The sequence below is a fragment of the Actinophytocola sp. genome (assembly GCF_050699935.1).
Lineage (GTDB): Bacteria > Actinomycetota > Actinomycetes > Mycobacteriales > Pseudonocardiaceae > Actinophytocola.
The window spans coordinates 1-9,989 of sequence record NZ_JBOHGB010000210.1 but is presented as its reverse complement, the minus strand read 5'-3'; the positions used below and the strand labels follow the sequence as shown (position 1 = coordinate 9,989).

Annotated in this window: 11 protein-coding genes; 2 read left to right on the top strand and 9 right to left on the bottom strand. The window is 72.2% G+C overall.

Features of this window, described 5'->3' with window-relative positions; translation table 11 throughout:
• The first annotated feature begins 272 nt into the window (after positions 1 to 272).
• Positions 273 to 2,195 carry an N-acetylmuramoyl-L-alanine amidase gene (locus ACRDTB_RS35575; protein ID WP_431436650.1) on the top strand — a complete coding sequence of 641 codons (1,923 nt, stop codon included), beginning with the start codon at positions 273 to 275 and terminating at the stop codon, positions 2,193 to 2,195.
• Here ACRDTB_RS35575 and ACRDTB_RS35570 read toward each other — a convergent pair.
• The 6 genes from ACRDTB_RS35570 to ACRDTB_RS35545 are packed head-to-tail and all read right to left on the bottom strand — an operon-like array spanning position 2,178 to position 6,352.
• The gene (locus ACRDTB_RS35570) at positions 2,178 to 2,495 is read right to left on the bottom strand and encodes a DUF4873 domain-containing protein (RefSeq protein WP_431436649.1); all 318 of its coding nucleotides are present in this window, start codon (positions 2,493 to 2,495) and stop codon (positions 2,178 to 2,180) included. The genes ACRDTB_RS35575 and ACRDTB_RS35570 overlap by 18 nt on opposite strands.
• A gap of 9 nt (positions 2,496 to 2,504) precedes the next feature.
• Complete coding sequence (locus ACRDTB_RS35565) at positions 2,505 to 3,404, bottom strand: TIGR01777 family oxidoreductase (RefSeq protein ID WP_431436648.1); 900 nt, start codon at positions 3,402 to 3,404, stop codon at positions 2,505 to 2,507.
• A 33-nt stretch (positions 3,405 to 3,437) separates the two neighbouring features.
• Positions 3,438 to 4,481: a tRNA (adenosine(37)-N6)-threonylcarbamoyltransferase complex transferase subunit TsaD gene (tsaD, locus tag ACRDTB_RS35560; protein WP_431436647.1), complete on the bottom strand. Its 1,044-nt coding sequence runs from the start codon at positions 4,479 to 4,481 to the stop codon at positions 3,438 to 3,440.
• Entirely contained in the window at positions 4,478 to 4,984 is a 507-nt protein-coding gene (rimI, locus tag ACRDTB_RS35555) for a ribosomal protein S18-alanine N-acetyltransferase (protein ID WP_431436646.1), read from the bottom strand. Before rimI ends, tsaD begins: the two co-directional genes overlap by 4 nt.
• Positions 4,981 to 5,628, bottom strand: coding sequence for a tRNA (adenosine(37)-N6)-threonylcarbamoyltransferase complex dimerization subunit type 1 TsaB (gene tsaB, locus ACRDTB_RS35550; RefSeq protein ID WP_431436645.1), 648 nt, complete (start codon positions 5,626 to 5,628; stop codon positions 4,981 to 4,983). The genes rimI and tsaB overlap by 4 nt, the downstream gene beginning before the upstream one ends.
• Before the next feature lie 22 nt (positions 5,629 to 5,650).
• Positions 5,651 to 6,352, bottom strand: coding sequence for an HAD family hydrolase (locus tag ACRDTB_RS35545; protein ID WP_431436644.1), 702 nt, complete (start codon positions 6,350 to 6,352; stop codon positions 5,651 to 5,653).
• Positions 6,353 to 6,582: 230 nt separating this feature from the next.
• Between ACRDTB_RS35545 and ACRDTB_RS35540 the strand changes: the two genes are divergently transcribed.
• A complete protein-coding gene (locus ACRDTB_RS35540; protein WP_431436643.1) occupies positions 6,583 to 7,254 on the top strand; it encodes an HAD family hydrolase in 672 nt (223 codons plus the stop codon).
• Here the strand turns inward: ACRDTB_RS35540 and tsaE are convergent.
• Genes tsaE through alr form a run of 3 tightly spaced genes read right to left on the bottom strand, consistent with a single transcriptional unit; the run spans position 7,214 to position 9,887 of the window.
• Positions 7,214 to 7,672: a tRNA (adenosine(37)-N6)-threonylcarbamoyltransferase complex ATPase subunit type 1 TsaE gene (gene tsaE, locus ACRDTB_RS35535; RefSeq protein ID WP_431436642.1), complete on the bottom strand. Its 459-nt coding sequence runs from the start codon at positions 7,670 to 7,672 to the stop codon at positions 7,214 to 7,216. The two genes, ACRDTB_RS35540 and tsaE, sit on opposite strands and share 41 nt — an antisense overlap.
• Complete coding sequence (locus ACRDTB_RS35530; RefSeq protein WP_431436641.1) at positions 7,669 to 8,760, bottom strand: alpha/beta fold hydrolase; 1,092 nt, start codon at positions 8,758 to 8,760, stop codon at positions 7,669 to 7,671. Before ACRDTB_RS35530 ends, tsaE begins: the two co-directional genes overlap by 4 nt.
• Positions 8,757 to 9,887, bottom strand: a complete 1,131-nt coding sequence (gene alr / locus ACRDTB_RS35525) for an alanine racemase (RefSeq protein ID WP_431436640.1) — start codon at positions 9,885 to 9,887, stop codon at positions 8,757 to 8,759. The genes ACRDTB_RS35530 and alr overlap by 4 nt, the downstream gene beginning before the upstream one ends.
• Between the last annotated feature and the right edge of the window lie 102 nt (positions 9,888 to 9,989).

Below are 9,989 nucleotides of genomic sequence, written 5' to 3'. Positions count from 1 at the left end.
ATTGCGTTGGCAGTTACCTGTCTTGCTTCGCGGCTCCTGCCACCCCGCCGTCGCGGGTGTCGGGGCGGTGTCGGCGCCGTACGGTTGGCACTCTACCCACGCGACTGCTAACGCCGCAACGAGGGTCTCCGACGAGGCCAGAGTCCGATCCCCGCACACCGACGGGGTAAGGCTCTCACGAACTAGGCTGTTCGGCTGCAAAACATTGACGACCCCCGCGAGCGCCGCGAAAGATACGCAGGTCTGCTCCTCGCCCTTCCCTGGAGGCGTCGATGTCCTGGCCGTCGAGAACGACCGTCACTGTGATCGTCATAGCCACGAGCCTCGCGATAGGCATGACCCCCGCCAACGCGGAGAACGAACCCGCCGGCCGGCAGCAGGCCTACGCCGCCGCGGCCGCGGAGTTCGGGGTGCCGGAGAGCGTGCTGCTCGGTGTGTCCTATCTGGAGTCCCGGTGGGACACCAACGCCGGCACGCCGAGCACCAGTGCGGGCTACGGCCCGATGCACCTCACCGACGTCGTCGCCGCCAACGCGGGCGGCACCCATCACGACCACGGCACCGAGGACCCCCGCGGCGACGACGCGCGCCCGGCCCTGCACCCGCGGCCGGGCGAGCCCGACCTGTCGGCGCCGAACCTTCGTACCGCCGCCGAGGCGGCCGAGCTGACCGGGATCGACCGGCGGACGCTGCGCGAGGACCCGGTCCAGAACATCCGCGGCGGCGCCGCCCTGCTCGCCGACCACCAGCGTGACCTCGGCATCCGCAGCAGCGACCCGGCCGACTGGTACGGCGCGGTGGCCCGCTACAGCGGTGCGACCGACACCGCGACCGCGGCCGCGTTCGCCGACGAGGTGTTCGCCACGATGGCGCAGGGCGTCGCGCGGGTCACCGACGACGGCCAGGCGGTTCGCCTCGCCGCGCGGCCGAACCTCGAGCCAGACACCGCGCAGCTCGACCGGCTCGGCCTGCGGCAGACGAACCGCCACGAGACCGAGTGCCCGCGAAGCCTCGGCTGCGAGTGGATCCCGGCACCGTACGAGGAGTTCGGCGACGACTACGGCAACCACGACCTCGCGAACCGGCCGGAGAGCCAGGAGATCGACTACATCATCATCCACGACACCGAGGCCAGCTGGGAGACCACGCTCGACCTGGTGCAGGACCCGACCTACGTCAGCTGGCAGTACAGCCTGCGCTCCGCCGACGGCCACGTCGCACAGCACGTCAAGGCCAAGGACGTCGCCTGGCAGGCCGGCAACTGGTACGTCAACTCGAAGTCGATCGGCCTCGAGCACGAGGGCTTCGCGGCCAACCCCACCTGGTACACGGAGGCGATGTACCGCAGCTCGGCGAAGCTCGTCCGCTACCTCGCCGACAAGCACGACGTCCCGCTGGACCGCGCGCACGTCCTCGGCCACGACAACGTCTCGGGCACGATCCCCTCGACGGTGCGCGGCATGCACTGGGACCCGGGCCCGTACTGGGACTGGGCGCACTACTTCGACCTGCTGGGCGCGCCGTTCCGCGGCACCGGCACGCCGGCGAGCGGCCTCGTGACGATCAGGCCGGACTACGCCCGCCACAAGCCGGCGTTCACCGGCTGTGAGACTGCCGGCGAGCCCTGCGCACCGCACGGGTCCGGCTCGGTCATCCTGCACACCGAGCCGCGCGCGGACGCGCCGCTGCTGACCGACATCGGCCTGCACCCCGACGGCTCGCCGGGCACGATGCACATCTCCGACCACTCGAGCCGCATGGAGACCGGTCAGCGGTACGCGATCGCCGACCGCGAGGGCGACTGGACGGCGGTCTGGTACCTGGGCCAGAAGGGCTGGTTCCACAACCCGAAGCGCCAGCCGACCGCGGTGTGGTCGATGGGCATGGTGGCCACGCCGAAGAGGGGCGAGGCGAGCATCCCGGTCTACGGCCGGGCCTACCCGGAGGCGTCGGCGTACCCCTCGCACGTTCCGGTGCAGGCCGTCACGCCGCTGCAGTACTCGCTGCCGGCCGGCCAGAAGTACGCGGTCGGCCTGGTCACCGGCTCGGAGTACTACTGGGCGGTGACCTTCGACGCGACGAACCACACCGTCGTGCGCGGCAAGACGAGGTACGTGCAGATCCAGTTCGGCCACCGCGCCATGTACGTCAACGCGGCGGACGTGGACCTGCGGCCGTCAGTGCTGCCGCTCTAGCTCCTCGAGAGTCGTCGGGACGGGGAACGGCGGGCGGCCGGTCCCACTGATCCGGTATCTCCCCCACGGGTCCGGATCGGTGAGCCGGCCGGCCGCCTCGCCGTGCGGTGTGCGCAGCGAGCCGGCGGCCTTGCGCGCGCCGACCAGCTCGGTGAGCTCGGGGTTCGCCAGGACACGGCCGTACCAGTGGTACTTGCCGTCGATCGGCTCGAAGTTGCCGGCGAGGATCACCTCGACCGTCAGCTCGGTGTCCCCGACCCGCAGCGTCGCCCGGCCCTCATAGCCGTCCTCATCGCCCATGGCCACATGTTACTGCAAGTTACATGTATCGAGCAGCTCGCGGAACGCCGTCTCCAGGTTCGGGTGGCGGAAGGTGAAACCCGTGCGCTGCAACCGCTCGGGGATGGCCCGCACGCTCGCGAGGACGATCTCGTCGGCGACCTCCGTGCCGAACAGCCGCCTGGTGAGGCCGCGGGTCAGCGCGATGAAGCGGGGCCGGCCGAGGACGCCGGCGAGGATGTCGGCGTACTCGCGGTTGGTCACCGGATGCGGTGCGACGATGTTGACCGGGCCGGCGATCGACGGGGTGACCAGCACGTGGTCGATCGCGCGGACGACGTCCGGGAGCGACACCCAGCTGACGTACTGCCGGCCGCGGCCGGCGCGGATGCCGAGCCCGCGGCGGAACTGGGGCAGCAGCCACGCGAGCGCGCCGCCCTCGGCGGACTGGACGATGCCGAACCGCAGGTGCGCGACGCGCAGGCCGGCGCGGTCGGCGACGTCGGCGGCCTCCTCGGCCTCGCGGTGCACCGACGCGAGGAATCCCTTGCCGGGCGGGCTGTCCTCGGTCAGCGTCTCGTCACCGCGGTCGCCGTAGTAGCCGATCGCGGACGCGCAGAGCAGGGTGCGCGGGCCGTCCTCCACCCCCGCGAGGCTTTCGGCGAGCAGCTTCGTGCCGCCGACCCGGGACTCGCGGATGGCCTCGCGGTGGTGCTCGGTCCACTTGCCGTAGACCCGCTCGCCGACGAGGTGCACGACGGCCTGCACGCCCGCGAGGCCGGCGGTGTCGACCTCGGGGTACCAGAGCACCTCGTCGTCGGCGTCCGGCCGGCGCTGCACGAGCCGGATCACCTCGTGGCCCTGGGCGCGCAGGTGCTCCACGAGCGCGTTACCCAGCAGCCCGCTCGTCCCCGTGACCGCGACCTTCACCCGGACGAGGGTACGTGGTCGGTGATAATGATCTCAGACCGACACCGTGCTCACCCGGAGCGCCGGATCGGCCGACAAGTCCAAAGAGGACGGACGAACACCGGCGGCGACGAGGTGTGCACCGAGCGCCGCGATCATCGCACCGTTGTCCGTGCACAGCCGCGGCCGCGGCACGCGCAGCCGGATGCCCGCCTCCGCGCAGCGCTGCACCGCGAGGCTCGACAGCCGCGAGTTGGCGGCGACCCCACCGGAGATCACCATCGTGCCGATGCCCAGGTCGTTCGCCGCGCGCACGGCCTTGGCGGTCAGCACGTCGGCGACCGCCTCCTGGAACGACGCCGCGACATCGTCGACCGGGATCGCGCGGCCGTCCCGCTCGCGGTTCTCGACCCACCGGGCGACCGCGGTCTTCAGCCCGGAGAAGGAGAAGTCGTACTTCGCGTCGCGTGGCCCGGTGAGCCCGCGCGGAAAACGGATCGCGTCGGGGTCGCCGCGACGGGCGGCCTTGTCGATCGGCGGGCCGCCCGGGTAGGGCAGGCCGATGACGCGCGCGACCTTGTCGTAGGCCTCGCCCGCGGCGTCGTCGATCGTCGAGCCGATCTCGGTGATCTTGCCGGCGAGCTCGTCGACCTGGAGAAGCTGGGTGTGGCCCCCGGACACGAGCAGCGCGAGGCACGGCGCGGGCAGCAACCCGTGCTGCAGGGTGTCGGCCGCGACGTGGCCCGGCAGGTGGTTGACGCCGTAGAGCGGCACGTTCAGCGCGGCGGCGTAGGCCTTCGCGGCCGAGACGCCGACGAGCAGCGCACCGGCCAGGCCCGGCCCGCAGGTGACCGCGATCGCGTCCACATCGGACAGATCCAGACCGGACGCCGCCACCGCGCGCGTCGTGATCGGCACGATCGCCTCGAGGTGCGCGCGGCTCGCGACCTCGGGCACGACACCTCCGAAGCGCGCGTGCTGGTCGACGCTGGAGGCGACCTCGTCGGCGAGCAGCTCGACCGTTCCGTCGGGGTGCAGCCGGACGATGCCGACTCCCGTCTCGTCACAGGAGCTCTCGATGCCCAGGATGATCGTCACGTGTTCCCGTCCTTCTGGGCCTTCTCACCGGCGTGCGCGGGGCGCGCCATCGTGTACGCGTCGGCGCCCGAGGGCTGGTAATACCTGCGCCGCAACCCGATGCGGACGAAGCCGTGCGCCTGGTAGAGCGCGATGGCCGCCGCGTTGTCGGTGCGCACCTCGAGGTAGACCGGCGCGCCGAACTCGTCGGCCACCGCCAGCAGGGCACGCAGCAGCAACCGGCCGATGCCCTTCCCCTGACAGTCGGGGTCGACGCCGATCGTGTGCACGCTGGCTTCGGCGTCTCGCACCGTGCCGACCATGGACATGCCCGCGTAGCCGACCAAGCCGGCACCGTCGACGTAGGCCCCGACGTAGTGGTGGCCGTGGTCGAGCTCGGCGCGCAGGGTGCCCTTACTCCACGGGTCGTCGCCGGCGAAGAGGATCCGCTCCAGCTCGGCGCAGCGCTCGAGGTCCGCGTAGTCCAGCGGTGCCAGGCGAACCGTCAAGCCCGGCTCGGTCACGGCACCGTCACCCGTTTCCGCGCGCCCGGCTCGGTGGCGTCGGGCCGGCGCAGGTACAGCGGGGTGAGCGGTCGCGGCGACCGGGTGAGATCCGCGGCGCGCACCAGGCCGGCCGGCGTCGGGTGCTCACGACCCGTGTGCGGCATCGGCAGGACGTCGGCGTAGATCGTCGTGCCCGCGCGCCTGTCCAGTCGTGGCACCTCTGCCGGCTTGCTGACGGCGGGGCCCGCGGTCCGCACGCCGTGCTCGTCGTAGGTGGCCCAGTACAGCTCCTTGCGGCGTGCGTCGGTGGCGACCAGGAGCGGCCCGTCCTCGGTGGCGGCGATCGCGTCGAGCGTGCACACGGGGTGTACCGGCACGCCCAGCGCGTACCCGAGCGCCGCCGCCGTGGCCATCCCGGCGCGCAGCCCCGTGAACGGCCCGGGCCCGGCGCCGCAGACGATCGCGGCCACGTCGGTCAGGCGCCGCCCGGCGGCCTCGAGCGCCGCGAGGATGTGTGGCGTCAGCAACTCGCCGTGCGCCTTCGCGTCCACGGTGACGCGCTCGGCGAGTACCTCGAGACGCGCCGGAACCACGGAGATGTCGGCGGCGACGACCCCGGCGGTGACCGCGGGCGTCGCGGTGTCGACTGCGATTACCAGCACGGCAATCAAGCCTACGGCCTGGTCAGGTGAGCCAGCCGTCGACCACCTCCTCGAGCTCGGCGAGCCGCTGGATGACGGCGTCGGGCCGGACGGTCACCGGCACCTGTTGGCTGGCCGGGATGTCGCTGTGTGGCATGAGCACCGCGCGCATGCCGACCGCCTTCGCCCCGCTGATGTCGTCGTACGGGCGGTCGCCGACGTAGACGCAGTCGGCCGGATCGTCGACGCCGACGGCGGCCATGGCGGCACGGAAGGCCCCCTCGTGGGGCTTGGTGTACTCGAGGTCGCTGCTCCACACCCGCCCGTGGAACAGGTCGAGCACGCCGTCGCGATCGAGGACCTCCTCGTGCCACGCGGCCGGCCACGGGGTGGAAGAGAGGATGCCGATGCGTAAGCCCTTGCCGCGTAAGGCTTTCACCAGTGGCGCGACCTCGGGGTCGGTGTAGGTGGCCTGGTCCCAGAAGGTGCGGTAGGCCGCGAACCCGTCGTCGTGTTCGGGCGCCCGCGCGGCCTCGAGCACCTGGCCGATGGTGAAGGCCCGGTGCTCGTCGCGCGCGAGCCGCCACGCCGCCTCCTCGGCCGCGTGGATGGCCGCCGCGACCCGGGTGGCCCGCTCGGCGTCGCCCGGATGCAGCACGTCCGCGTAGCTGCGCCACGCCGCCAGGTAGTCGATGGAGCGCCAGGGGGTGAGCGTGCCACCCCAGTCGAAGATCACCGCATGCATGGCACCACGATGCCCCGCACCTCCGACAGTCTCAACCGCGATATCCCGAGTTGTCCACAACTCGCGCCGTTGTCCACAGCCGCGGACGAGACCGGCCGGGTCCTCGTCGTTCGCCGCTAACGTCGAGTTCAGTGACCGCCGTCGAACGACAGGGAGGAACCCGATGAACACGCAGTGCGGTGTCACACCTGATGATCCGAGCCGGCACGGGTGGCACGTAGCGTGGCGGCATGATCCGTGGCGTCCTGTTCGACTACTCCGGCACGCTCTTCCGGCTCGAGCCCGATCCGAGCTGGAGCGAGGAGCTCATCGGGGTGCTCACCGCCTCCACGCTCGTCGCCGAGCACCTGCCCCGCGAGCTCGCCGAGGGATGGGCGCGCCGGGACCTCGATCCGGACCTGCATCGCCGGGTTTATCTCGCCTCCCTCGCCGCCAGTGACCTCGGCCTGACGCCGGACGCGGCAGTGGCGGCCTACGAACGCGTGCTCGAGCCCGAGTCCTGGCGGCCGTACCCGGACACCGCGGCCACGCTGCGGCGGCTGCGCGCGGCGAACATCCCGGTCGCGGTGGTCAGCAACATCCCCTGGGACATCCGCGCGGTGTTCCGCCAGTACGGGGTGCACGACCTCGTCGATGAGTACGTACTGTCCTATGTGGAAGGAGTGATGAAGCCGGACCCGAAGATCTTCCTCGTTGCCTGCCAGCGGATCGGGGTCGCGCCCGCGGACGCGTTGATGGTCGGCGACAGTGCGGAGGCGGACGGGGGTGCCGCGGCCGTCGGCATCACGACCGCGATCATCGACCACCTGCCGAGCGAGCAGCGACCGGATGCCCTACTGTCCACACTGGACATCCATGGCGTCACGGCAGTGGGCGGTCCGACCAGTTCCCCTGGCGGATGACGGTCGCCAGTCGAGCGTCGTCCTCACGGCGCTCCAGGCGGATCAGCAGGTGATCCGCGGACAGCCGCTCACCGCCCCCCTCGCCCCACTCGATCACCACGGCGGCGTCGACGAGTGAGGTGTCCAGGTCGAGGTCGTCGAGCTGGTCCAGGTCGCCACCGAGGCGGTAGGCGTCGACGTGCACCAGCGGGATGCCGCGGCCCGACGGTGCCGGGCGGTGCTCGCGGGCGATGATGAACGTCGGCGAGCTGACCCGGCCCGTCACCCCGAGACCTTCGGCGATTCCCTTGGCCAGCACGGTCTTCCCGGCGCCGAGTGGCCCGGCGAGCAGCACCAGGTCGCCCGGCCGCAGCACGGAGCCGACGCGGCGACCGAACCGCAGGGTGTCGGACTCGTCGGGAAGCTCCACGGTCGTCACCGGTGCCACCACCTCCGGCGACCCGGGTACCGGCCGTACGCGCACTGTTGCAGCAACATCACGAGGTGGTCGTTGATCAGTTGCGGCTGTTCGAACATCACCATGTGCCCACCGTCGCGCACCCGAACCAGTTCGGCGTCCGGCAGCTCGACCGCGATCCGCTCGGCGTGCGAGAACGCGGTCATCCGGTCGGCGTCACCGCTGATCACGAGCACGTGTGTGTGCTTGAGACCGGCGAGCGCGGCGTAGCGGTTGTGCGTGCCAAGGGTGTCGACGAAGTCCGCGAGCACCCGCACCGGCGTCGCGTCGAGCAGCTCCAGTAGGAAGTCCACAAGGGACGGACGGACGTCACGGGAGCCGAACGCGAGAGTGCGCACGGCACGCCGGGTCAGCTGGCCGCCGGCCGCGCGCACGAGCTCGACCATGCCCGGCTGCCAGTCGGCGAGCCGGCCGATGCCGCGGGTCAGCGGGTTGTACCGGGACAGCAGCGGGCGTGGGAGGCCGCTCTTGCCGACCTCGCCGGCCGACGTGCCGATCAGCGCGACGCCGCACACCTGCTCGACGAACAGCTCCGGGCGCTGCTCGGCCAGGGCCATGATCGTCATGCCGCCCATCGAGTGTCCGACCAGGACGGTCGGGCCCTCGATCCCGGCCTTGTCGAGGACCTCGCCGAGGTCGAGGCCGAGCTGGTCGATCGTGCTGGACGCCTCGCTGGCCCGGCCGGACTCGCCGTGGCTGCGGTGGTCGTAGAGCACCTGCCGAACGCGGGGCTCGGTGAGCCGCGCGAGCGCACGCCGCTGGAAGTGCCAGCTGCGCCGGGACAACGCGAACCCGTGCACGAACACGACCGTGATCTCGGGCTTGCCGCCGTCCGCGGGGTCGACCTCCTCGACGGCGAGCTCGATGCCGTCGTCGGTGATCACCGGGTAGGTGCGGTCTGGACGCAGCCGGCCGAGCGGCTCGTCGGTGTGCGGGTCCTCGGGGTTCGCGCGCCGGCGGGCCGCCATGCCGACGGCGATCGCCGTCCCGGCGGCCACGACACCAATCGCGCCGCCGATCAACGCGCCGACCTTCCGGGACACCGTCACCGGGCGGCCTGGTAGGTGCGGACCACCCGCGGCCGGTACATGCCGGTGACGATCTCGTAGTCGATCGTGCCGAGCGTGTTCGCCCACTCGGTCGCGGTCGGCTCGCCGCGGTCGCCGGTGCCGAACAGGACGACCTCCTCGCCGACGGGCACGAGGTCGTCCCCGCAGTCGACGACGATCTGGTCCATGCAGACCCGCCCGACCACGGGCCGGCGGCGCCCGGCGAGCCAGACGTCCATCCGGCCGGACAGCAGCCGGGGAATGCCGTCCGCGTAGCCGACCGGCACGAGCGCCAGGTTGGTGTCCCGCCCGGCGGTCCACGCCTGTCCATAGGAGACGGACTCGCCCGCGGCGATCCGCTTGGTCAGCGCCACCGACGACCGGAACGTCATCACCGGGCGGAGATCCTCCTCGTACGGCAACGGGTTCAGGCCGTACATGGCGATGCCGACCCGGACGAGGTCGAAGTGCAGGTCCGGCCGGTCCAGCGTCGCGGCCGAGTTCGCGAGGTGCCGCAACGGTCTCAGCCCGGCCGCCGTGCTCACGTCGTACGCCTGCTGGAACCGCCGGGCCTGGATGTCGACCGACGGGTGTCCCGGCTCGTCGGCGCAGGCGAGGTGTGACCAGACCGAGACGATCTCCGCGTGCCCGTCCGCCTGGGCCTTGGCGGCGACCTCCACCAGGTCGGGCCACTCGGCGACCGGGCAGCCGTTGCGGGACAGTCCGGTGTCGATCTTGAGGTGCACCCGCGGTGTCCGGCCGGCACGCTGGCCGGCGCCGAGGATGTGGGCGAGCTCCCGGACGCTGGACGCGGTGAGGTCGACGCCGGCCTCGACGGCCGGCGCGTAGTCCTCCCCGGCGACCTCCAGCCAGCTCAGGATGGGCGCGGTGACGCCGGCCGCGCGCAGGGCGAGGGCCTCCGCGAGCGAACAGGAGCCGAGCCAGGTCGCGCCGGCCTCGAGGGCGGCGCGGGCCACCGGCAGCGCGCCGTGCCCGTAGCCGTCGGCCTTGACGACGGCCATGGTGGCGGCGCCGGACGCGGCCGCCCGCCCGGCGAGCAGCGTGACGTTGTGGCGCAGGGCGTCGAGGTCGACGATCGCCTCGGCCCGGGGTGGTTGAGCAGCCATGACGGGTTCCATGCTCGCACAGGCGCCAGGTCAGCGGTCGCGTGCCGCCAGCGCCGCGCGCACCGCGTCCGGGACCGCATCGAGGATCGCCGAGGCCGGCGC

Coding starts and splice junctions, on each gene's coding strand:
- ACRDTB_RS35570 (WP_431436649.1), bottom strand. CDS start 2,495: ATGGGCGATGAGGACGGCTATGAGGGCCGGGCGACGCTGCGGGTCGGG.
- ACRDTB_RS35575 (WP_431436650.1), top strand. CDS start 273: ATGTCCTGGCCGTCGAGAACGACCGTCACTGTGATCGTCATAGCCACG.
- alr (WP_431436640.1), bottom strand. CDS start 9,887: ATGGCTGCTCAACCACCCCGGGCCGAGGCGATCGTCGACCTCGACGCC.
- ACRDTB_RS35545 (WP_431436644.1), bottom strand. CDS start 6,352: ATGCATGCGGTGATCTTCGACTGGGGTGGCACGCTCACCCCCTGGCGC.
- ACRDTB_RS35540 (WP_431436643.1), top strand. CDS start 6,583: ATGATCCGTGGCGTCCTGTTCGACTACTCCGGCACGCTCTTCCGGCTC.